Source organism: Enterococcus sp. DIV0755b, assembly GCF_051713765.1.
GTDB classification, from domain to species: domain Bacteria; phylum Bacillota; class Bacilli; order Lactobacillales; family Enterococcaceae; genus Enterococcus_C; species Enterococcus_C canintestini.
Genome location: NZ_JBIOQN010000003.1, coordinates 1 through 21,059, shown reverse-complemented (window position 1 = coordinate 21,059; position 21,059 = coordinate 1). Strand labels below are relative to the sequence as shown.

The following is a 21,059-nucleotide window of genomic DNA, read 5'->3' as shown; positions in this document are numbered from 1 at the left end:
ATTTACGATGATAAAATTATATTGAATGAGATAAAGGAAGTGAACGCTATGGGAAATTTAGGCGCACAAAAAGAAAAACGAAACAGTACACCAATCAGCATGAAATCGCCTGTTGTCGGCGATAAGACGGTTCGTGTTCGCGGAGATCTACACCAAATTATTAAAATTGAGACTGCCCAAAACGGCGGAAATGTCAAAGAAGTTATGGATCAAGCTTTGGAAGAATACATTCGGAAATATTTACCAGGAAAGCTGTAAAAAGGGGGACTATGAATGAAAATGACTTATGAACAAACATTTGAAATTGAGATCATCAATGAATTGTCTGCCAGTGTCTATAATCGTGTATTGAATTACGTTCTAAATCATGAGTTGGATTTAGAAAACCCACAACTATTGGAAGTCAATTTATTGAATCAACTAAAAATGGCAAAACGAGTAGATTTGTTTAGCTATTCGTTAGAGCGCCTGCAAGATGTCCATGAGTATTGGCGAGCAATGAACCAATATTCCAAGCAAATTTTAGCGAAAAAGGAAGTCGCATAATATGGCAGACATTGCACATTTTACCGAAAAACAATTTGAAAGTCGTTTAGCCGATAATATCAATGAATTAACTTATGGCAAAAAAGCGGTTGAAGCGCCAACGGCTTTTTTGCTTGCGGGACAGCCTGGAGCAGGTAAGACAAGTTTACGCGGTGTGATTGCGGAAGAAACCCAAGGAAACGTAATTGTGATTGACAATGACACGTTTAAACAGCAGCATCCGCATTTTGATGAATTAGCTACCTTGTATGGAAAAGAAGTCGTCGTTCATGTTACCCCTTATTCCAATCAAATGACAGAAGCCCTAATTGGTCGTTTAAGCGACCAAGGCTATCATTTAGTCATTGAAGGGACTGGACGAACAACAGACGTTCCAATAAAGACCGCAGAGCTACTGCAAGCAAAAGGGTATCAAACGAAATTATATGCTATGGCGGTTCCTAAAATCGAATCGTATTTAGGCACTATTGAACGATACGAAACCATGTATGCAGATGACCCGCTAACTGCTAGGGCAACACCGAAACAAGCTCATGATCTGGTCGTGCAGAATTTGTCTAGCAATTTAGAGGCATTGCATGAGACGGGATTATTTAGCGATATACGGCTTTATACACGGAAGGGAACAAAACTCTATTCTAGTATAGAAACACCAGCTGTCAGCCCAAAATCAATCTTAGACAACGAATTAAATCGTAGATTATCGGCTAAAGAGATCCAACCGATATTGGAACGGATTGAAGAAAAAATGATTCACAATGGGCACCAAGAAACCCCAGAATTTCAAGCGATCCAACAAAAGTTAGCGAGTTTGCATCCTCCTCAACCCCCTCTTTCCCCAGCCCCCAAATTTCCAGGACTTTAAGGGTTAATTTGCATATCAAGACGCTATAAAGTGGTTTTCATGTTATGAAGAGAGGGCAAGTTAAAAAAGGAAAAGGCATAAAGCATAAAAGCTTTCCTCTTTTCCTTTAATAATAAATAGAACCTTCTAATCTCGACCATAACACCATGCTTGAGCAGATACGGTAACATATCCTTGTGTCTGAGGGCTCATGTTAATTTTTTGTTGGGTTTTCATTTTGTATGAAGTATTATTGTTGATACTTCCATATTTAGCGATAACGGCTTTACGTTGAGCGTTTCCGACAACATTTGTTGGAGACATGGCGCTACCTTTTACCCAAAAATAATTTGTTACTAATTGAGATCTTTGACCGATATATTCAACGGTACCTTCAGCCCATTTTGTTCCTGGTGCAGCACGGAAAGCAAATCCACTAGACGTACCATAGTAATAGTAATTGTCGATTAATCGTACCACTTCGTTTATATCTTGCACATTATCAAAGGTAACGGGTTGTCCTTGCGAATGAACCTGATAAGACACTGTATTCGAATCAGCAGAAGCGCTTACATTTTCAACGAAAACGAATCCGCTTGTAACTAGAAACGAACATAGCAACAAAAATTTAAGAATCGATTTCATTTGTGTATCCTCCTAATAAAGTTATTTTTTTCGGACTTATTCGTCCACTCTTTTAAAATATCTGGCATTTTTGACCAACTCCAACAAAAGGCTCCTATAACAGCAATACCAAGAATACCATATACCCATTCCATTGTTCGTCCTCCTTTTTAATAAAATTATCTATACTTTATTTTATCATTTTTTTGTCATTTTTTCATTTGTGATTAATCAATCATAAATGGAAATGTTACTGATGAAAAGCAAAGTCCTCTAAATGGGGTGGTGGTCGGAGTGTGGGAGTGTGGGAGAAGGCATAGCCGTTTCGCTTTTACCAGAAATATGGTACAATAGATAAAGAAAGAGGACGTACTGGAAATACGTCCTCCTGTAGACCGATTAAGACGGTGGCAAGTTTTATATAGTTTTAGTAACCAGTTAACCTACCAAAGTTAATGACTGGTTACTTTTTTTTGTCGTTTTTTAGCACTGCCACAACCAAACCAATTAATGCAATGGTAAACATACCAAAAGCAAAAATTGTCTGAATTGTTTCGTATGCAGACAAAAAGGCATTTCCTTTCTAAAGATTTTAGCACTTACATTCATAAGCACCACCACCTTTCAAAGATAGCCACCGTCATAACTTTCTACCCTATTATTATACCATGAAAGACGTTGAAAACCTAGCTATATCAAGGTTTTTAGCGTCTTTTTTATTTTTAAAAAATGAAAATATGTGTTTCTTCTTCGCTCCAACCACCCCCACCGCTCAGAAGAAATATCTTGCTTCAGCAAGATATTAAAATCTTCCTCTTTTTTTAAAGCTGATCGAGAAATCATTCACGTCCCTGGGGATTTTCTTTTTTCAGTTGTTCATTGGCAGTCTGTAACGTGCCATTCACTGTTTGTTACCTTAACACAGCCAGTCGAAAACACAAGGGCGAGCTTGCTCGTTTATATACTCTTGTGTTTTCTTGGTGGCTATGTTGCGTTCTCGTCACAGCGAACGACACGAACACACTGGCAAAAATGGAGCAACAGAACGAAAAAAGAAAGGGGTAAGTCTCATGAACTATATTAAAAATGTTGAAACACTTGAAGAATTGAAAAAAGCCTACAAAAAACTAGCCTTGAAATTGCACTCTGATTGGTTCGGATAGCAGCCTCGACTTCAAAAAAGGGTTCTTTTTTAAAATTCGCTATGGCTTCCTGACGCTGGTAAATCATATAGAGCGTTGGCGTTTGAACACGTCCTAATGAGAAAGTTCCTTGTACCCCTTTTTGCTGTAAATTTAGCGTATACAAAGGACTAGCGTTCATACCAATCAGCCAATCAGCAATTTGACGCGTTTGGGCTTCCTGGTAAAAAGAATAATAGTTCAAGCCTGGCTGCAAATGTTGAAACCCACTACGAATGACATCTTTTTTTAAGCTATTGATCCATAGTCTTTTATATGTTTTATCTTTAGAAAAGGCATTTGCTTTATGGATAATCGACCAGGCGATATTCTCGCCTTCTCTGTCGCTATCTGTTGCAACAATGATTATAGTTGCCTTTTTGAGAAGTTCTGCAACAATTTTAAACTGCTTTTTCTTATCTTTTGTCACTTCAAAATCGTATCGATCAGGAAAAATAGGCAAAGATTCAAGCGCCCAATTTTGCCACTTTTCGTTATAATGACCTGATAATGACCTGGTTCTGCTAATTCGACTAAATGCCCAAAACCAAAGGTGATAAACGTTTCATCTGTAAATAGTGGGTCTTTGATCTCAAAATAACCGTCTTTTTTCACACTATACTTCAAAGCATTTGCATAAGCTAACGCTTGACTAGGTTTCTCTGCCAAAATAACTATACTTATTTGTATATTCACCTCACTTGGCCCTGCCATCTTTTCTTTTTTATTTTTAAATTACTGCTTTTGGTTGAGGGTACTTACTTATGCACAAACATATTTCATAAGACAATCTTCTTCCATTTACGAATCTTAGTTCTAAAATTTGTAAATGGTGCTACGCTATTAATATGAATCCACTTGTACAAGGGCCATTTGGCTTTCGTCGTTGCCCACTTCCGTTGTTCAGGTTCAAACAGCTCTTTATCATTTAACATTTCTATCCAAGTACATAATTCAATCACTTTTTTATTTAATTGTGTAATTTGTTCAGCCAAAGTTTTTGTTCCATATGCTTCATAAAACGATTGATAAAGTCCACCTAAATTGTTCCATTTATAACCTTCTGCAGGTGTTTGAACCTCAATTCCTGCCTTCTCTTTTTCTTCCCACCCTAATAATAAGGTTAACCAGCCCAATTGATAAGATAAGTTTTCAGAAGGTGTTTTATCAACTTCTTCAATCCGCTTATTTTTCAACTCTTCTGGAATGGTCTCGAATTCAGTAATATATTTTTGGTAACGTTGTTTGACTTCTGCAATCAATTCTTCCTTGCTTGCGTAAGTTCGCATTATATTCACCTCGCTTTGTTCTATCCTCGTTTCTGAAAGTTGTATTTATACTAAAAATTCTACAAATCGTTTAAAATAGCGTTCATCCAATTTGATTTAGCAGGAAGTAGTCTAAGCACTTTTACAGTATCTTTTTCGATTTCATAAAATAAAATATAGTCATGAATCACCGCATACTTAGCACTTGTTTCTACTGTTACCCTTGCTGACAAATTGGCGCCTATTTTGGGAGACTTTTCCAGGCTTCTAATAAAACCCACAACGTCTTGCTTAAATTTCAAAATATTCTCTGGATATGTTCCTAGCTCAGTTTTATAAAAAACAGCTTCTTCAATATCCCTAACGGCTTCGCTTGATGTTATCACTCTATAGCTCATTTTAATGCTCCAGCCCTAAACGCTCCGCAAGCTCATCTGGAGTATAGCTTTTTTCATTTGCTAACGACTGATAACCTTTATGAAGCTCTTCAAATAATCGTAATGTCGCTTGTATTTTTCGCCATTCTTCAATATCTACTACCGCATAAGCAGCCGTTCCATTGCGAGTTAGGATCACTTGTGAGCCAACACTGACATCACTCAATTTTTGATTATAATAACGCATATCCGATACAGGCATAATGTTTTCCATAAAAAACACCCCTTACTTAAAATTTTACTTAATTATACCGAAAATTACCTTTCTCTTCAAGTTTATGTACGTTTCAAAAGGCAAAAATTAGCCTTTTACGAAATGAAAGCCCACAACTGACTTCCCATGGACTTTCATTTACTCCTATATTTTAAGACTATTTTCTACCCTGTACTCATCTTCTCCTACTTGCTCTGAAATAGCTCCCTAGCTTCCATTTTTCTTTTTTGTAAACCAATAAGCGGCCACACTTCTTAAAAGAAAAAGAGGGATCATAACATACAGAAACCACGGGTCTCCTGTTTTTTGATAGTAGAGTATCGTAAAAATCACTGTAACGATCGCACCAGGTAAAATTTTTTTCAAAAACATTGTTCTCTCTTCTTTCCTTAATTTACAACATAATAATAGGTTTTATTAAGAGACATTGATGAGCCGTATTCTGTCACAATTTTCACTCTTTTTCCTTGATGATAAGCTTTAGTAATAGCACTCCTAAAGTTTGAGTTTTGAAAACCACCTGCACCGATTACAGCTCCAAGAATAGGATTTTTAAGACCAACTAACGTCCCCAATATATAACTTCCTTTGTCAATTGCGTTAAGATTAGAATAGATCTGTCTCACTGCACTATGAGATAAGTATTGAGTAGTCGTTGGAGCAGCTGCTCTAAAAGGACTAACAGTGCCTGCTTCTGATTGCGCAAAAACATCAATTCCAACCCTCGTTTGCAATCGTCATAAACTGTAAATCTTCTCTAGCTTCGTCGATAGAATACCCTTGTTCAACCAACAAATTTTCCGCTCTAACCTGATTAGCCATATAATCATCAGCAGAAGCTGTTTTAGTTGCCCCAGCTAAAACTAGAAATCCTGCAAACCAAACCATAAAAAATGTAAATAGCTTTTTCATAAAATTTCTCCTCTCTTTATAAAAAACAAAAAGACAAGCGAAGAAAATAGCCAATAGAGCCTATACAGACAAACTATCTTTACTACTTTTTTATTTTATTATAACATATTTTCTATCCTTTAGCGTCAGCAATTAAAACGTTTTCATTAGATAAGCCGTAATGATCTATTCCTGTTCTTCTTTTTTTCTGTAGATATTGTATCTCTGACGATAGCGTCTAAACGTTCGCCGATTAATTCCTGTTTTGCATTCCACTTCTTTATCAGATAAACCATTCAAAAATAAATCAAAGGCATGTTGTAGCCGTGGATCATTTTTTTTAAATTTCAGTTGCCGACCTTTGAATTTTCCTTTTTTCTTTGCAAGCTCAATCCCTTGTGCTTGCCTTTCCTTAATTCTTTTACGTTCGCTTTCAGCTTGATATTTGTATAACTCAATGACTAAATTATTAATTAATCGTCTCAAATTTTCGTCTTCAATCCCTGTCATGGAAGGTAAGTTTAAAACTTCCAGCGTAGCCCCTTTTTGTTGAATGGCATTCATAATCTCTGTAAGGTCTTTATTGTTCCTTCCCAAACGGTCTAATTCCGTTACAATGACAATATCCCCCTCACGTAGATAGTCAAGCATGGCTTGTAATTGAGGGCGCTCGGTAGATTGTCCGCTTAACTTGTCTGAAAAGACCTTAAAAACGCCCTCTAATGCTTTCAGTTGTCTATCTAAGTTCTGTTCTTTACTACTTACTCGTGCATACCCTATTTTACTCATGATTAATCTTCTCTCGCTTAGAAATATCATAAATAAATACTTTGAAAAAGCTATAAATACCTCTACGAGCGTAATAAACCCCTATATTTTCTGTATTTTCATCTTCATATTTCCCAACGAATATAGCACCTTTAATATATAATTCAAACAGCATATCAAGTAGCTCGTCAGCACTTTTTTTTCTGTCCTTTAAAAGTTGAACATACTTTTGTGTTTCTAAAAATATTGTAATTTCATTTTTGCGTAAAGGACGATTTGTCGCTTGTTCTAAAATAATATGTGTGAAAAATAAATGTTGATAGATTTGATCAGGTATAGCAGAATCTAAAAGTTGTTCTTGCTCTTTTACTCCTTTAAATTGCATTTTCACTTGTTCAAAGTTTTCTTTTTGAACAATAATATCTTTTTCGTTTTTTAGTGTACTAGGAAAAAAACTTTCTTCCTTCTTCTGCTTATTTTTAAAACTGTGGAAATTTTTTCTCCAACTCATAGCTTTTGCTCCTATCCAGTCTGTATTTAAATGCTCAACTTAAATGACCTATCCTATAAAGCTATTATACAACCAAGTACCTAATAGGACAAATAAGTATACTCTATTGACCTAAAAAAGATAGCAACTTAAAAAAACAAGTGTTCGCTACGCTCCCACTGTCCCTCGACGTATTCTTCGCCTTTCCATCACTTCGTTCAGTCCAAGCCTAAGAATAGTTTTCGGGCTACAATCTTCCCTAACTAAACAACAACATTCACTCTTTTTTTTTTTTTTTTTTTTCTAAAGTCCCCTTTAGTATCATAGATATAAATGTAATGGCAGAGTGCGGGTTTTATTTTTTCACCCTGTATCGAGGGTAAAGAGTTCCAATTGCGTGCTAGTTGCCTCTTGTGCCGTAAACGTTTGAATCCACTCCTGAAGCCTTGTTTGCGTCAAGCCAAAGAAGTCCGTTAACTGCTGAATGTAGCGTGTTCGTTCCTCTTTAGTGCGCTGAATAATGCCTACTAGTAATGAGCGAACCGTTGCAATTTGAATGCCTCCACGACGTCCTGCTTTGACTTTCAAAACGATTTCTTGGTTTTCCTTCAGTTGCTTCAGCAATTTATCGAGTGACCGTTCGGGAATGCCTAAAGCGTCTCGAATCGCTTTTTTAGTGGTCACCAAATAAGCCTCGTTTTCCGTACTTTTTTCACGAAGATAAGCCATGAGATCAGCTTTCCATTCGGACAAATGCACCCGTTGACGATCGCTCCGTTTTTTCTTAAATTTGAACCAGCCTTGACGGACAAAGAGGTCTTTGGTTGTTAATTCGCTTGAGACCCATTCTTGACAAAGAAAGAGGATATAGTCTCGACTAGCGCCTTGATAATTTTCTGAATAGGCACTTTTGATCAGTTTAAAGACTTCTCGTTCTTCCAGTGGGTGTTCTAATCGATCATTGAATTCCAAAAGATTGGTTTCGCACGTTTCGATTGGCGAGCCACTTGAAAAATAGGCTAAGGCGAGCGTAAACATGACGTTATTGCGCCCCATAAGCCCTTTTTTACCTGCAAATTTCGTTTCATGGAGCAGTAGATCAAACCAAGGTTCATCAATCTGACGTTTCCCTTTGGTTCCGCTCAATACGGTTAATTGTGGACGTCCCACACCCGTATTATCAGATTGCTTATACGACCAGTCTTGCCATTCTCTGAACGAATATCGGTAATCAGCGTCAAAAAATTCAATATTATCGCTTCTCGGAATCCGTGCAATCCCAAAATGATTACACGTTAAATCGACGGGCAATGATTGGGCGAAATATTCGCGCAGATTTTGTGAAATGTGCTTGGCCGCTTTGATCGATCTAAAGTCAGATTTAGCCGTCACATAGACAGGGGTTTCTAAAACGAAATACGCTTGATACCCTTTGTCTGATTTGATAATCAAAGTTGGCATAAAGCCTAAATCAAGCGCTGTGGTCAAAATATCACCCGTGGTGATTGCTTGATCAGTTGAGGGAATATCAAAGTCAATGACAAACGTATTGATTTGACGTAAATTGTTCTCAGAATGTCCCTTAGTAAATTGACGTGCCTGGTCGGCATATGTACCATAGCGGAAAATATTAGGCGTCCAATGAGTCAATTTACAATCATTTTCCATAACAGCTTCTTCAGAAGTCAGTACAAAGCCACGACCAGCAATCATGCTGTTTTTGTCACGATAGCCAAAAATAGCCCCTTTGACAGTTTCAGGTGTCGTTTGCAGCGGTTTGATCTTGCTGTTTTTGTATTTGTATTTCATTAATCCGTCATGTAGGATCGTTTCAATAATCCGTGAATCTGTGCTAAGCATGGGCTTGTCCTCCTTCCTCAGAGATTGATGGCAACCAAAAAAGGTATCAATCCTTCGATTGATACCTTCGTTCAATTTCTCTAAGCGTAGAGGTTGATTTTCCTTTAAATTGCTTTTATAATACTTCTTGAGCTTCAAAACTAGCAAAAGTTATGCTATAATGAAATCAATAAGTTGCAACTAAAGTACTGCAAGCTTTACTAGAAGAGATTCATTGATAGTTTGGGTATCAATCGAATCGTTCAAAACACGTTTGGCGACGTGTTTTGAACCTAGTGAATGAGTAGTGCTTTTTTTGCATGTCCCCATTACACGTATTCTTTTTTTCTCTTTTTTCAGTTCTAAAAATTACTTGTTCTTAGTATACCTCTTTTTAAAAAAATAAGCAACAGAAATATGTAAAATTATTACACACTCTATTGCTTATCTTCTTCATCTTCGGTTTCTTCTAAATCTAGGGTTAATTGTTCTCCCCCTACTTGTGGCGATTCATTAGGAACTAATTCAATCACTAACGTTGAGTTAGTTAAATTAGCCATTCGTTCTAGTGTTTTAATGGTTGGATTGGATTTTCCTAACTCTATTTTTAAGTAGTTAGACTCTTTCATTCCTAATTCTTCAGCAAATTTTTTACGTGATTTTTTCCCACGCATTTCCCTTAGCTGTCGTCTAAATGCTAATTCCAAGTTTCTCACCAACCTTTGTGTAAAAATTTTCACGCTTTCTATTTAATTATAATATAAAAATCACAAATCACAAGTGATTTGTGATTTGTGATAAGTGATTTTATCCTGGACTTTCTTTCCAGACACATGCTGCTGCAAACAAAAAAGAACCAGACCTATTCGTCGTAGGTCTAGTTTGTTTGGTATAATATTTAAAAAGAGGTGAAATCTATGAAAGTTTTATTGTCGTGTCTACTAATCACTGTAATTGCTATTATAATAATTGGAATAATCTCCATGCTAAAAAAAAGAGAACGACTATCAAAAGTAGCTTTTGGGTCAATTCTTCTCATATTTTTAATTGTTGAACTGTTATGCATAATCGGATTACTATTTGTATTATTCTTTGGGTATAATTCGTAGCTGATTTTTTGAGATAAACAAACAGCCCGTAAATTCTATTCGGGCTGTTTGTTATTTTTTCTATTACTGAACTACATATTAGAACTAAACAATTTTAACGCGGCAGCGGCGTAAGCTCCTTTATACGTCAAAGGGCTATTTGTTTGAACTATAGGTAAAAGCCGTCTCACAAATGCTCTGTTACAAGCTTTACTTTTAGCATTAAACCCTTGAAAACATTTATCATGTTCTCTACAAGCACTATCTAAATCGTCGATGGGATTCTTGTTCCAACCTTTATTTCCTTTTCCACAGTAGTTACCATAACTACCTATAGGGAATAATGCTCTAAGAACGGGTTCTGCTCCATCATGAAAACCATAATTATCAATATCCCTAGAAATTAAGTTGAGCACTTCTCCAACTTCAATTACTTCTTGACTCTGCTGTTCAGCAACAGCTTTGTCTACATCAAATACTAAGGCACCGTTTTCTTTTTTAGTTGTATATTGATCTAAGGACTCCATGAGAATTAATGTATTAGAATCGAAATCAGCATAAATATTATCAGTAATTTCATTAGCATAAACTTGTAATCCATGGAGTGAAAATGCCAATACACCAAACAACAATGCAACAACCAAACGCAACCAATTTGTTCTCTTTAGCGATATCATCTTTCGCACCCCTTTTCTAAATATTTTTTACATTAATAATATACAATGAAAGCGAATTCAATTCAACTTAACAAGATAAACTATTGTTATTTATACGTATCCTATCTCAATTTTTACATTATGCTATACTTATTCATGGCAACTGCCCCGAAAGGGGGGTTGTGATGCTTAAAGAAATCATCACATTGGTTGTCGCCCCACTTTTTGTGGCGCTAGTAACCACCCTAGTCGATCATTGGTTAGATAATCGAGACGACAACTAAAAAGCAGTTGCTGACTAACCCACGTGCTTGCAGTCGCAACAAGTAAAAAAAACGCCCAACCTATTGGAATAGGTTGGGCGTTCATGTTGTAATGCTATTCGAAATCATCACATTTCGCACTTTGATTATAGCAAGTATCCAATAAAAAATAAAGACACAAGCACCTAGGAAATGTGTCCTTACTACATAGTTTTTTGTGTCCGTGAATTATCGTACCACATTTTCTACAATAGCTATAAAACGGCATATTTTGCGTTCTAAGCCTTTATTGTCTCAGACCTTAGTTTTTTTTCTATCGATAAGAAGGCCTAACGCCTATATAAGCCTTATATGGCTTTTTACGGCTATATGAGGTTGTTTATTGAGTCTAGGTTTGCTTTTGGGTTGTTAGGGTTTGCCCTGACCGCCTGTAAGGCGCCTGAAAGCCTAACTAAGGGAATTTTTTATACTAGGACTGTCTCAAAACAGCTGAGACGACGCCTAGTGCCTCACAAAGGCTTCCTTGAACAAAACGAACAACGGTTTTTGGTTTCGAAGCAAAGGAACCTTTAGGCGACTGCGCAGGAGAATGTGAGAGCGTAGCGAGCACACCTTTTTGCGACCGGAGGGAGCAATCTTTCCAGTTTAGAAAAATGCGCGAACCTGTTCGCTTACAAAAAGTAAGTTTATGAGGGCGGGAAACTAAAAAAAACGAAATGAAAAAATTTTTCTCGCGCGCGTAATAAATAGAATACATTCTAGAATACATTTAAATACATTAGGGGGCTTAAGAATGGCTCTATATCAAGCCTGAGAGCATGGAACTATCCAAAAAAGTGCGTGATTTTTCTCATATTTTATTTTATACTAAAAACATGAGAAAAAAGATTTTTGAGTATTTTTTAGGAGGAGTTAGAAAAATGAGTCAAAATAAAAAAGCAGAACTAGCGATAAAAGAGTTATTAAGTCGTCAAGAATATTTGGTCACGCAAGGAAATGATTTGGCTAAAGCTTTTGGAGGTTTAAAAGCCTTTGGACAACAACTACTAGATTATTGTTTTAGTTTTGTTACGGCTGAATCGAAAGTTAGTGATATATATGAGGTTTCTGCACTAGATATTATAAAACACTAAGAATAGACTGTTTTTTCGATGAAAAATATGGCATACTCCGATTGTGAAAGTTGTTACAAAGCAGAAAGGAGTAAAACAAATCAGGAAAAAATCAGCTTTGGAAACAATGACGAAACAATGATTAATCTATCAAAAAAATAATTCTATAAGGAGGTAGTCTATATGTCGAAAATAGTAAAACTCTTTTCGTTGTTTGGTGTATTGTTAATTGGGTTTAGCGTATTAGTTGGTGCAGGTACAAGTGCCTATGCAGCTGAAGAATTGAAGGAAAAGCAAGAACTCTATTCTTCTGAAGAAATAAAACAATTAGAAGCGGATATTGATTTTTTCTTAAATGAAGCAGCGATTACAGATGTTAAAGGAAATATTGTTAATTTTGATTTTGATTTAGTTTATGCGCGTTATGGTCAATTACCGGAATTAGTGCAACTTGAGAAAACAATTTTTGTAACAAATAGTCAGCGTGCAAGTGCGAAACAATGTGCAATTAATGCAATTCAAGATACTTTAGGTGTTTCTGCGATTCAGGGATTAATTAGTGGGGGAATTGTGGGATTGCTTCAGAAGAAAGCGGCTGCTGAAATTGCGAAATTAGTAGCGAAATATGCATTTAAAGGCTTGTTGCCTGCTGCTGCAGCGGCTTCTTTGATTTGGAGCTTTGGTAGATGTATGTGGTTTTAAACATGTTGAAGAATAATAAGCTGTTTATATTTATTTGTTCATTTCTTAGTGTTTTTTTATCAACGTTAATTTGGTATAGCATAAAAAATCAACAATTCTTGGCGAATGTTGGTGATTGTATTGCAATCGCGCTTATTGCTTCAATATTTGTTTTGTTGATCAGTTTTTTTATAGACAGGTAATGATGTTGCTAAAAAAGCAAAAAGACATAGATAGTTGCTTATCTGTGTCTTTTTTGTTTGTTGATAAGTGGTGTGTATTATTTTTTATGCGGTCTTCTCCCCATATTTCAATAATAGGTGCACTTTGTTGGTTGGCGTATTCTGTTAATCGAATCGCATAGGCAAGATTGAGTTTTTCTATGGCTCGTTCGCCATTCTTTAACTTTTCAATGGTGACTACTGGAATATTCGTTGCTTTTGCTATTTGTCGACAACTTTTTGTTGTAAGTAATTTGCGGATTTTTTCAATATCTGCAATGCCTTTTTCGAGTGGTTTCATGGTTTTGGCTCCTTTCTTTTTTGTTACCTATAGTATGGATTATACCATTTTTCGTTGTACTATGGTATGCTTTTCTAAAAAAGGAAAGAAGGGGAGGCTTTCTTGAGAAAATATACTCACTTGACGAATATTGAACGTAATGCGATCGCTGATTATCTAAGTCAAGGGTTTAGTTATGTGAAAATTGGTCGGTTGCTGGATAGAAGTAACGCGACGATTTCCCGTGAGGTAAGACGAAACGCCAAAGAAGATGGACATTATGAGCCTGCTTATGCTCATACAGCTGCCAAAGAACGACTTCCTTCAAGAAAAACGTGTGAGAATTAACACCTGAGGTAAAAGAACAAATCAATCAGTCGTTATCTTTGAATTGGTCGCCGATGAGTATTAGTGGTGTGTATCGCAAACAAGAACGGAGCTTTCCTAGTTTTTGTTCGATTTATCGGTATATTCGTGATGGCAAAGTGGGTTCTGTTTTACAGCTGCGAAGAAAAGGAAAACCGATCAAACGTGCTTCAGAAGCGAATCGCATGAAAGGCGGGAAAAGCATTCATGATCGACCAAAAGAGATTGAAGACCGAAAACGCTTGGGCGATTGGGAAATAGATACGATGGTTGGTCCGAAAGGAACAAATGCGGTAATTATCACGGTAGTTGACCGTTGTTCTCGCAAATTACTGGCACAAGTCGCACCTGATCGAAAAGCAGCGACTGTAACAAGGCAATTATTGAACATGCTAAAAAATGAGTGATAACAAGTAGAAAAGAATGAAAAACCGAGAAATTAAACTTGTTTTTCATGGCTAATAGTCCAAATACTTTAAAATTATTTTGAAGAAATGAAGGTGAAAATTTGAAGTATGTGTACTCGAAATATTTCTTAACCATTTATCAATGCATGACCTTATTGATTCTTTCACCAATTTTTTTTAAATTGTTCCATTTCAAAACTTTTTTATTTTTAGCTTTGTTACTATTTTTTTCATTTACTATTGATACCATTTTAAATCAACGTACCAGTAATAATAGGGAACAACATTCAATCTTATGGGGAATTTTTTATATTCCTATAAGCTTAATCACTATATTATTTTTTTTAGGAGGTTAATAATATGAAATTCAAAACGCTTGTTGCCAGCTGTCTAATATTACTTTTAGGGGGAATTTCCTTTTTTGGTTTTTCAGCACCTACTTTTGCAAGTGAAGAATCTGTCATTTCTTCTGAAGAGATAGTATTAGGCGACACAATTAGAAACAACCTTGATACTTACGTTACTTCAGATAACTTTATTCAAGTACGCATTACTAACGAAAGCAAGCTAAAATCAAATCTGGGTATGTTAAATTCTACCGTTACTGTTGAACAAATCAAAGAATATATACAAGCCTTTAACAAACAAATTATCAAAGAAAACGGAAATGGCGAACTAACAAATGCAATAAATGAATTAAAACCTGATCCTACTTTGCATTTTGATACGTGTTCTGCTGGTTTTGGTGTAGCTGGTTTTGCGCATTCAACAGCATATGGAATCGCAGCAGGTGCGTTAGGAGTCGCATGGCCTGTAGGCGTTGGTGTAGGTGCTGCTGTTGGAGCGGCATATCTTGCAGGAAGTATGTTTTGTTAGCTTAACACCCAAGATATCTATGAATATTTCTTATGTGAGTTACCCCAGCAGTTAGATTGCTGGGGTAACTTTTTTTATTTAGGGTTATTTTCAGAGTTTGATTTTTTGTTAGATACTTGCTATAATTAAAGTGCGAAATGTGAAGATTTTGTACAAGAGGAACACAAAAGCCAACCCTATTGCGAGTAGGGTTGGCTTTTTTTCGTTCGTTGCGACTCCGAACGTGTGAGTTAGAGCAACTTGCTTTTAGTTGTCGTCTTTCTCGTCTAACCAATGAGAAACTAGTTCAATGACTAGCCCAACAAAAATTGGTGCGATAACCAATGTGAAGATTTTGTCTATCAAGAGAAACACCCCCTCTCTCAGGGGCAAGTTGCCGTATTCGATTATAGCATACTTGCCTGACACTATAATTACCTTAAAATGAGCTATGCGTCTCACGCTTAGCTTTTGGGTTGTTAGGGCTTGCCCTGACCGCCTGCAAGGCGCTTGAGAAACAAGTTTAGCTGTAAACCACTAAAAACGTTTTAGAGAGGCTGAAAACAAACCAACTTCTGGTGCTGAAGAGATCGACAAAGCACCGACTAGCGAGAAAAAATGGTGGCAATTTTGGCGATAGTTTCTTCGGCCAACGGTTAATCAACATCAACAAAAAAATTAATGAATTCTGGCCATAAAAATGCGCATATTTAGTAGTCGGTCTTCCAGTCAGCATATTAGCAAATTAGTACTAATTTGCGTAAAAAAAGAAAAAGCTGCTTTCGCAACTCTTTCTTTTTGAACATATACTGCTACACTATTTTTTCTGGCACTATTCTATAAATATCAAATAGACTAACAAGCCAGTTAAAAATAACTGGTAAAAATTCACAAAGAAACGGACAGAAATAACTGCAGAAAATCAAGCCTTCAAAAGAGTTTTTTACCTAGACCAATATAAATTAACAAAATCAGCGCCTGTATCCTTGATAGAGAGGCAATTTGGTTTAGAGTAGCGATTATGTTAACTAGACATTTAAATAACTGATTTCCTATAATTACACTTAGCAAATCCTCAAAACGCCCTCTTTTTATTTTTTTAATCTCAAATGAACAACTAAATAGACTGATGTACTTATTGAAATTAGGATTAGTATTACTGCAACGGCAGTCTCCAGAAACGAAAAAAAGATTTGGCCAACCAAAAATTGAATGCTATTAAGAATCTAAGTATCAGAAGCTTATATTATGCTTGGCATAAGGAGAGGAGAGAGTCAAGCTTTTTTAAAATAATTCGCCAGTAAAAATTCGTGATAATTTTCGATAAACAAATAGTCCACAATCTTTGGCTCTTCAAACGCCAATTCCGTTAGATAGTCTCTTAGTTGTTCCACGATTCCATCATTTTTTCCCAATGCAATCGCATAAGAATTAGGGTAAGCACGAATCGTTTCGTTATACTCCGCTTCGACGTTTTTTCTTTCTGAATACCCAAAAATAAGTGAATTTCGCAATGATTCCAAGCGATCAGAGCCATGAGAAAAATCAAGCCATTGAAGAAAGACATGAAACGAAAAAAAATATTCTTCTTTTTCCCATTCAATCAACAACCGAGCGTCAACCCATCTTGGTTCATTTCTTATCTCAAAAAGTGTATCAGCTGAAGCTTGATAAGCCGTAATAAGTGATAAGATTGGCACATTTTGAGTAACACACCAATGAATGATTGTCAAGAGCAGGTCATTCACTGCAATTATTTTTTGAACAACATGCAATTGAGTAACGTCTGGTACTGGGTATCTACTTTGAATAAACTGCCGTCCTTTTTGGGAAAGAAAATATGCTTTTTCACGGGTTCCTTTATACGTCGACACACTTTGTATCAACTGTTCTTTTTGCAATTCTACCAGCAAATTTTTAAATCGAGACAACGAAAGAGACCAATCGAATTTCATATACTCGTACAACTGTTTCGTCGTGCTTATTTGTAGCTCATTCAATAAATACAAGACAAATTCTTTTGTTGAGCAGTCTTCACTCTCAATAGTTACACTTTTTAACAATGGATTTTTCATATGCTCCCTTTCTTGTCCGCCGCATAAATCTTGTTCTTTATTTCTGTCGCGGTGTTCCTGACCACTTTTTCATAACTAATTTTAATAAGTTGTGAGAAAGTGGTCAGGAACTTTTTCACCAATTTATTGGAGAAAAAAGCGACAGAAATGTTGCCCTTAAAGGATTTATGCGGCGGACAGCTCATTTGATAAATGTTGTCAAAATATCATACAAATATTAGATAAATATCTGCTAAATATTGGGTATATACTAGTTTAATCCCTTATTACAAAAAAAGAAAGTAGTTATTTTAACGTGGCTTTTAGCGGTGGAGAAAATCGCCGTCTATACGCATGTTGATAAAAAACACTATCATAACCATATTGTGATTAATTCAGTGAACCTAGAAACTGGAAAGAAATACTACCAACACAATGAATTTAAACACGTGAAAAGCCTAAACGATAAATTATTAAAAAACATGAGTTAGCCATTGTCCACCCACAAAAGCATTATGAAAAAATTACCAGTCCAGAACTGCAACTCCGACGTCGCGGGGCAAAACCCTGGAAAGACGACATTCGACAAAAAATTAATACCGTCATGCGGGATAGGTCTACAAGCTCATATAACGCGTTTGGAGAAGGTTTATCTCGTTTAGGCAAAACTACTAGATCGCGGGCAAAACGTCTCCTACAAGCTTCTAGAAGGGAAGAAGAAGGTTTCTGGCCGCAAACTAGGTTCGTCCTATGAAAAAGAAACCATTCAACGCGAATTGGCGTTACGAGCAAAGCGTCAGGAAGAACGTGTCAGACAAGCCTTACAACACCAACACACCCCCTTTCCTCTTGTCTCAAACACCAATCGTCACCAAAAACAGCAGCAACAACACCAAAAAATACGGATCCGTCAGGTACGCGAAAGGTTACGCCAAAAAACAGTGACACTTTGCAGCGATACGCATTGGTGTAAATTTAAAGCATCACAGACCTTAGAGCCTTCAAGTGTTCTTACTACGCCCCGCCACAAAAACGCCCACCGCTGGCCAAAAAGCAACGTCTTGGGCGATCACTTAGCCGATGAAAGGAGCTTGGATATGAGTTGGGAAGAAGAAGAAACAAAGTCGTTATCGCAAGAAGAACAACTGGAATTAATCGCGCAAGCCATTGATTAATTTGCCCTAGACTACGAATTGGGCTTTATGGGGTGCTTGTAGTAGTACTGTATCAAGCGCTCACGACGTCGTTGTGGCACACACTAGGCTTTGAAACGCTCTATCACCTCCTTCAGCAACAATTCGCGTACGGCGGACTGCTGGTGACCACCGTGTATACGTTGGGCAATGTTTGGACATTGTGTTGGCTCGTGCGAAAACTTTCGAAAGCTTGGCGTTATTAGCCTTCGCATTGAAAATTCTCCTTGTCCATGCTATACTGAATGTGCGAAACGAAATCAAACCTAAGCATAGTTACACCAAAAAGCCCTCCTACGGCGAATAGGAGGGCTTTTTTTTTGCGCTGTTGCGACTTCAGCGTTGGGGCTAGAAGGCAACTGCTTGGATTATCGGCTAATCGTCTAACCAGCGATCAACGAGTAAAAGTACTAGACCCACGAACAGCGGGGCGATAATCTACGAAATCAAATGTTCAAGCATAGTTACACCCCCCTTACGGGGCAGTTGCCAAAGTTGAGTATACCATAGCCGCTTTTGGGTTGTTAGGGCTTGCCCTGACCGCCTGTAAGGCGTTTGACAAACAAAATAAGGAGGTTTTAGAGCGTCTTAAGACGGCTTAAACGAGTGCCTAGCCCCTCCCAGAGGCTTCCTTGAACCACTGGGGTTGATTTTAGCGAGGGAGCAGAGTGACCGCTGCAAGTAAAATGTGAGAGCCTAGCTCTCACTCCTTTTTTATCTTTTGGTTTTTTATTGGCAGTTTTGCAAAATTCGCGAACCTGTTTATCTAAAAAAAAGTGCTTTTTTAGGCGGGAAATTTTGACCCCCTCTTTTATAATCTCTTTTTAAACCTTTTTACCGTCGGCTGTATCCTTACTCTCCCAAGGAGTACAAAGATTTATCTATGGAGAATTGTCTGTTTATATATGGACTTTTTATTATGTACTACATTGAAAAATTCCATAGTTTATATTATTATTGATTCAGAGGTGATCAAATGGCTAATGAATTAATCAAATATGATGCTGAATTAAATACAATTCCTCTCAAACATTTTTCTCCAGTAGAAATGAATTTGTTTTTTTCCATTGTTTCTAGAATGAGGGACAAAGAAGATCAAATAGTTCGCTTTTCATTTGAACAGTTGAAAGAATTAAGCAACTATAAACCTACAGCTAACAAACGCTTTTTAGATGATATTCAACATACCTATGAAAAATTACTAGGTTTAGCATTTAGCAAAGTATCTAAATCTGGTAAACGCAGACAAATGTTCGTAATGTTTACTCAGTTTGATATTAATGGAGATGATCCTAATCCTTATGTAGATGTACAAGTACATGAAATGGCATTACCACTGCTCAACAACCTAGATACTTGGGTTCGTTATTCTTTGACAGAATTTCGTGATTTAAAAAGTGGTTATGCTAAAACAGCTTTTCGTTTACTAAAACAATTTCGTACACAAGGATGGGTTGAATTTTCTAAAGAAGATTTTATTGAATTAATGGATATCCCTAAAAGTTATCAAAAAAATTTAGGTGAAATTGATCGAACTGTTTTAAAACCAATAAAAGAAGAATTGTCCCCTCTTTTTCATGGATTAACCATTCGAAAAAAATATGGAAAAGGCCGAGGGAAACCAGTTATCGGATATCGTTTTACTTGGAAATCTGAAATAAAAAATTCAGATTATTTTTCTAAAGGCAAACAAGAAGAGCTGCGAAAAAAATTATTTAATATTGAACACAACAGTGAACTATCTCAAGAGGAAAAATGGCGTTCAAAAGATCGTATATTAAATTTCCCATTAGGGACACATGAAGCTGATTTTAAAGCTCAACAGCAAAAATTTGCTAAAGAGGAGACTGAACAAGTAGAACTTGATATTTCTAAAGAAGATAAAAAAAGTTTGCTGTCTGATTTAGACAATTTATTCCAGTAGCAACTTAGGAGGCAACTAGCATGCAACCACAAGAAACCTTTACAATAAGGGAATTATCGGAATTATTTGAAATTAGTCGGCAAGCACTATCAAAACATATTGATAAATTAGATCCGTCTATGATAGCAAAAAATGATCGTGGATATAAGATAATATTGCGTTCTGGAGTATTGCAATTTGCACGCAACTTAGACAACCAAAGGTTGCTAGATAGGTTGCATGAATCTGAACATACAAAAGATGAAAACATTTATATATTAAGAAAAATAGAGGTTGCGGATGAGTTGCTACTCCAGTTGCGAGAAGAAAATCAATTCTTGCGTGATCAATTAGTTCTCAAAGAACAAAATACTTCTCACTTACAAAAACTTCTGGACCAACAACAGCAGCTCACCTTACAAGCCAATCAACAAATTAAGAAACTACAAGAGCAGTTACACTTAACCTTTGCTGAAGACTCTATAAATAATGGATCCAAAGAAGTTACAAAATCTGAAGTATCGGAAGAAAGAGAAGATACAGACACAAAGAAGCCAGTTTTTAATCCTTCTGCAGCGGATCCTATAAAGAAAAAATGGTGGCAATTTTGGAAACAATAAATGTTTTATGACAAAAAAAGATAGTCAATAAAACAAAAATATGAAAAAATAGAGCCAAAATCTTTTTATGATTTTGACTCTATTTTATTTGAAAGGTTGATTTTAATGAAACAAGCATTATTAATTGTCAATCCTAGTTCTGGTGGTGAAAAAGCAAAAGAATTTAAAAAGTTAGCGGAACAAAAGCTAAGTGCTTTTTTTGATCAAGTTATTGTAAAAGAGACAGAAAAACAAGGAGATGCGGAACAATTTGCTCGT

Annotated in this window: 29 protein-coding genes and 3 pseudogenes; 14 read left to right on the top strand and 18 right to left on the bottom strand. The window is 36.4% G+C overall.

Annotated elements, in window-relative coordinates; genetic code table 11:
- Positions 1 to 48 precede the first annotated feature (48 nt).
- Genes IGI65_RS14020 through IGI65_RS14010 form a run of 3 tightly spaced genes read left to right on the top strand, consistent with a single transcriptional unit; the run spans position 49 to position 1,411 of the window.
- On the top strand, positions 49 to 258 hold the full coding sequence (locus tag IGI65_RS14020) for a peptide-binding protein (protein ID WP_438774480.1): 210 nt from the start codon (positions 49 to 51) through the stop codon (positions 256 to 258).
- A 15-nt stretch (positions 259 to 273) separates the two neighbouring features.
- The gene (locus IGI65_RS14015; protein ID WP_438774479.1) at positions 274 to 546 is read left to right on the top strand and encodes an antitoxin; all 273 of its coding nucleotides are present in this window, start codon (positions 274 to 276) and stop codon (positions 544 to 546) included.
- A 1-nt stretch (position 547) separates the two neighbouring features.
- Positions 548 to 1,411, top strand: a complete 864-nt coding sequence (locus tag IGI65_RS14010; RefSeq protein WP_438774478.1) for a zeta toxin family protein — start codon at positions 548 to 550, stop codon at positions 1,409 to 1,411.
- A gap of 126 nt (positions 1,412 to 1,537) precedes the next feature.
- On the opposite strand, the gene IGI65_RS14005 is transcribed toward IGI65_RS14010, so the two are convergent.
- The 3 genes from IGI65_RS14005 to IGI65_RS13995 all read right to left on the bottom strand — a co-directional run bounded on the left by IGI65_RS14005 (position 1,538) and on the right by IGI65_RS13995 (position 2,582).
- On the bottom strand, positions 1,538 to 2,035 hold the full coding sequence (locus IGI65_RS14005) for a hypothetical protein (protein WP_438774477.1): 498 nt from the start codon (positions 2,033 to 2,035) through the stop codon (positions 1,538 to 1,540).
- Complete coding sequence (locus IGI65_RS14000; protein WP_438774476.1) at positions 2,032 to 2,169, bottom strand: hypothetical protein; 138 nt, start codon at positions 2,167 to 2,169, stop codon at positions 2,032 to 2,034. Before IGI65_RS14000 ends, IGI65_RS14005 begins: the two co-directional genes overlap by 4 nt.
- 308 nt (positions 2,170 to 2,477) lie before the next feature.
- The gene (locus IGI65_RS13995) at positions 2,478 to 2,582 is read right to left on the bottom strand and encodes a putative holin-like toxin (protein ID WP_438774475.1); all 105 of its coding nucleotides are present in this window, start codon (positions 2,580 to 2,582) and stop codon (positions 2,478 to 2,480) included.
- Positions 2,583 to 3,084: 502 nt separating this feature from the next.
- Here IGI65_RS13995 and IGI65_RS13990 point away from each other — a divergent pair.
- Positions 3,085 to 3,174: pseudogene (locus IGI65_RS13990) on the top strand (molecular chaperone DnaJ); the annotation flags it as partial.
- On the opposite strand, the pseudogene IGI65_RS13985 reads toward IGI65_RS13990, so the two are convergent.
- The 11 genes and pseudogenes from IGI65_RS13985 to IGI65_RS13935 all read right to left on the bottom strand — a co-directional run.
- A pseudogene (locus tag IGI65_RS13985) lies at positions 3,155 to 3,879 on the bottom strand (DNA topoisomerase); the annotation flags it as partial. The pseudogenes IGI65_RS13990 and IGI65_RS13985 sit on opposite strands and share 20 nt — an antisense overlap.
- A 95-nt stretch (positions 3,880 to 3,974) precedes the next feature.
- Positions 3,975 to 4,484 carry a ClbS/DfsB family four-helix bundle protein gene (locus IGI65_RS13980; RefSeq protein WP_438774474.1) on the bottom strand — a complete coding sequence of 170 codons (510 nt, stop codon included), beginning with the start codon at positions 4,482 to 4,484 and terminating at the stop codon, positions 3,975 to 3,977.
- Between the two features lie 59 nt (positions 4,485 to 4,543).
- Entirely contained in the window at positions 4,544 to 4,861 is a 318-nt protein-coding gene (locus IGI65_RS13975) for a type II toxin-antitoxin system RelE/ParE family toxin (RefSeq protein ID WP_438774473.1), read from the bottom strand.
- Position 4,862: 1 nt separating this feature from the next.
- Positions 4,863 to 5,114: a type II toxin-antitoxin system prevent-host-death family antitoxin gene (locus IGI65_RS13970; protein ID WP_010744363.1), complete on the bottom strand. Its 252-nt coding sequence runs from the start codon at positions 5,112 to 5,114 to the stop codon at positions 4,863 to 4,865.
- Between the two features lie 389 nt (positions 5,115 to 5,503).
- Positions 5,504 to 5,689, bottom strand: a complete 186-nt coding sequence (locus IGI65_RS13965; RefSeq protein ID WP_438774472.1) for a hypothetical protein — start codon at positions 5,687 to 5,689, stop codon at positions 5,504 to 5,506.
- Positions 5,690 to 5,825: 136 nt separating this feature from the next.
- Positions 5,826 to 6,026 (bottom strand): hypothetical protein, encoded by a 201-nt coding sequence (locus tag IGI65_RS13960; RefSeq protein ID WP_438774471.1) that lies wholly within the window; start codon positions 6,024 to 6,026, stop codon positions 5,826 to 5,828.
- 165 nt (positions 6,027 to 6,191) lie between these two features.
- The gene (locus IGI65_RS13955) at positions 6,192 to 6,794 is read right to left on the bottom strand and encodes a recombinase family protein (RefSeq protein WP_438774470.1); all 603 of its coding nucleotides are present in this window, start codon (positions 6,792 to 6,794) and stop codon (positions 6,192 to 6,194) included.
- The gene (locus IGI65_RS13950) at positions 6,787 to 7,284 is read right to left on the bottom strand and encodes a hypothetical protein (protein WP_438774469.1); all 498 of its coding nucleotides are present in this window, start codon (positions 7,282 to 7,284) and stop codon (positions 6,787 to 6,789) included. The genes IGI65_RS13955 and IGI65_RS13950 overlap by 8 nt, the downstream gene beginning before the upstream one ends.
- A gap of 342 nt (positions 7,285 to 7,626) precedes the next feature.
- Positions 7,627 to 9,123 carry a primase C-terminal domain-containing protein gene (locus IGI65_RS13945; RefSeq protein WP_438774468.1) on the bottom strand — a complete coding sequence of 499 codons (1,497 nt, stop codon included), beginning with the start codon at positions 9,121 to 9,123 and terminating at the stop codon, positions 7,627 to 7,629.
- Between the two features lie 416 nt (positions 9,124 to 9,539).
- Positions 9,540 to 9,809: a helix-turn-helix domain-containing protein gene (locus IGI65_RS13940; RefSeq protein WP_438774467.1), complete on the bottom strand. Its 270-nt coding sequence runs from the start codon at positions 9,807 to 9,809 to the stop codon at positions 9,540 to 9,542.
- 473 nt (positions 9,810 to 10,282) lie between these two features.
- Positions 10,283 to 10,867, bottom strand: coding sequence for a phospholipase A2 family protein (locus IGI65_RS13935; RefSeq protein ID WP_438774466.1), 585 nt, complete (start codon positions 10,865 to 10,867; stop codon positions 10,283 to 10,285).
- Between the two features lie 164 nt (positions 10,868 to 11,031).
- Between IGI65_RS13935 and IGI65_RS13930 the strand changes: the two genes are divergently transcribed.
- From IGI65_RS13930 to IGI65_RS13920, 3 genes are all read left to right on the top strand, one after another.
- Positions 11,032 to 11,130, top strand: coding sequence for a type I toxin-antitoxin system Fst family toxin (locus tag IGI65_RS13930; protein ID WP_142977086.1), 99 nt, complete (start codon positions 11,032 to 11,034; stop codon positions 11,128 to 11,130).
- A gap of 899 nt (positions 11,131 to 12,029) precedes the next feature.
- Positions 12,030 to 12,242, top strand: coding sequence for a hypothetical protein (locus tag IGI65_RS13925; protein WP_438774465.1), 213 nt, complete (start codon positions 12,030 to 12,032; stop codon positions 12,240 to 12,242).
- Between the two features lie 162 nt (positions 12,243 to 12,404).
- Positions 12,405 to 12,923: a hypothetical protein gene (locus tag IGI65_RS13920; protein WP_438774464.1), complete on the top strand. Its 519-nt coding sequence runs from the start codon at positions 12,405 to 12,407 to the stop codon at positions 12,921 to 12,923.
- Positions 12,924 to 13,091: 168 nt separating this feature from the next.
- Here IGI65_RS13920 and IGI65_RS13915 read toward each other — a convergent pair whose 3' ends face one another.
- Positions 13,092 to 13,424, bottom strand: coding sequence for a hypothetical protein (locus IGI65_RS13915; protein ID WP_438774463.1), 333 nt, complete (start codon positions 13,422 to 13,424; stop codon positions 13,092 to 13,094).
- Positions 13,425 to 13,526: 102 nt separating this feature from the next.
- Here IGI65_RS13915 and IGI65_RS13910 point away from each other — a divergent pair, with 102 nt between their 5' ends.
- From IGI65_RS13910 to IGI65_RS13900, 3 genes and pseudogenes are all read left to right on the top strand, one after another.
- Positions 13,527 to 13,751, top strand: coding sequence for a helix-turn-helix domain-containing protein (locus tag IGI65_RS13910; protein WP_438774462.1), 225 nt, complete (start codon positions 13,527 to 13,529; stop codon positions 13,749 to 13,751).
- An 11-nt stretch (positions 13,752 to 13,762) separates the two neighbouring features.
- Positions 13,763 to 14,176, top strand: a pseudogene (locus IGI65_RS13905) (IS30 family transposase); the annotation flags it as partial.
- Between the two features lie 360 nt (positions 14,177 to 14,536).
- On the top strand, positions 14,537 to 15,052 hold the full coding sequence (locus IGI65_RS13900) for a hypothetical protein (RefSeq protein ID WP_438774461.1): 516 nt from the start codon (positions 14,537 to 14,539) through the stop codon (positions 15,050 to 15,052).
- A gap of 246 nt (positions 15,053 to 15,298) precedes the next feature.
- Here the strand turns inward: IGI65_RS13900 and IGI65_RS13895 are convergent, their stop codons facing one another.
- Complete coding sequence (locus IGI65_RS13895) at positions 15,299 to 15,397, bottom strand: type I toxin-antitoxin system Fst family toxin (RefSeq protein WP_146035423.1); 99 nt, start codon at positions 15,395 to 15,397, stop codon at positions 15,299 to 15,301.
- 908 nt (positions 15,398 to 16,305) lie between these two features.
- Complete coding sequence (locus tag IGI65_RS13890; protein WP_438774460.1) at positions 16,306 to 17,106, bottom strand: hypothetical protein; 801 nt, start codon at positions 17,104 to 17,106, stop codon at positions 16,306 to 16,308.
- 308 nt (positions 17,107 to 17,414) lie between these two features.
- Here IGI65_RS13890 and IGI65_RS13885 point away from each other — a divergent pair, with 308 nt between their 5' ends.
- Complete coding sequence (locus tag IGI65_RS13885) at positions 17,415 to 17,576, top strand: relaxase/mobilization nuclease domain-containing protein (RefSeq protein ID WP_438774459.1); 162 nt, start codon at positions 17,415 to 17,417, stop codon at positions 17,574 to 17,576.
- A 1,077-nt stretch (positions 17,577 to 18,653) separates the two neighbouring features.
- Here IGI65_RS13885 and IGI65_RS13880 read toward each other — a convergent pair.
- Positions 18,654 to 18,713 carry a type I toxin-antitoxin system Fst family toxin gene (locus tag IGI65_RS13880; protein WP_208775826.1) on the bottom strand — a complete coding sequence of 20 codons (60 nt, stop codon included), beginning with the start codon at positions 18,711 to 18,713 and terminating at the stop codon, positions 18,654 to 18,656.
- Between the two features lie 541 nt (positions 18,714 to 19,254).
- On the opposite strand from IGI65_RS13880, the gene IGI65_RS13875 reads away from it, so the two are divergent.
- The 3 genes from IGI65_RS13875 to IGI65_RS13865 form a co-directional block, all read left to right on the top strand.
- Positions 19,255 to 20,202 carry a replication initiation protein gene (locus tag IGI65_RS13875; protein WP_438774458.1) on the top strand — a complete coding sequence of 316 codons (948 nt, stop codon included), beginning with the start codon at positions 19,255 to 19,257 and terminating at the stop codon, positions 20,200 to 20,202.
- 20 nt (positions 20,203 to 20,222) lie between these two features.
- Entirely contained in the window at positions 20,223 to 20,801 is a 579-nt protein-coding gene (locus IGI65_RS13870) for a DUF536 domain-containing protein (RefSeq protein WP_438774457.1), read from the top strand.
- 105 nt (positions 20,802 to 20,906) lie between these two features.
- A partial coding sequence (locus tag IGI65_RS13865; protein ID WP_438774489.1) for a diacylglycerol kinase family protein occupies positions 20,907 to 21,059 on the top strand: 153 nt, incomplete at its 3' end.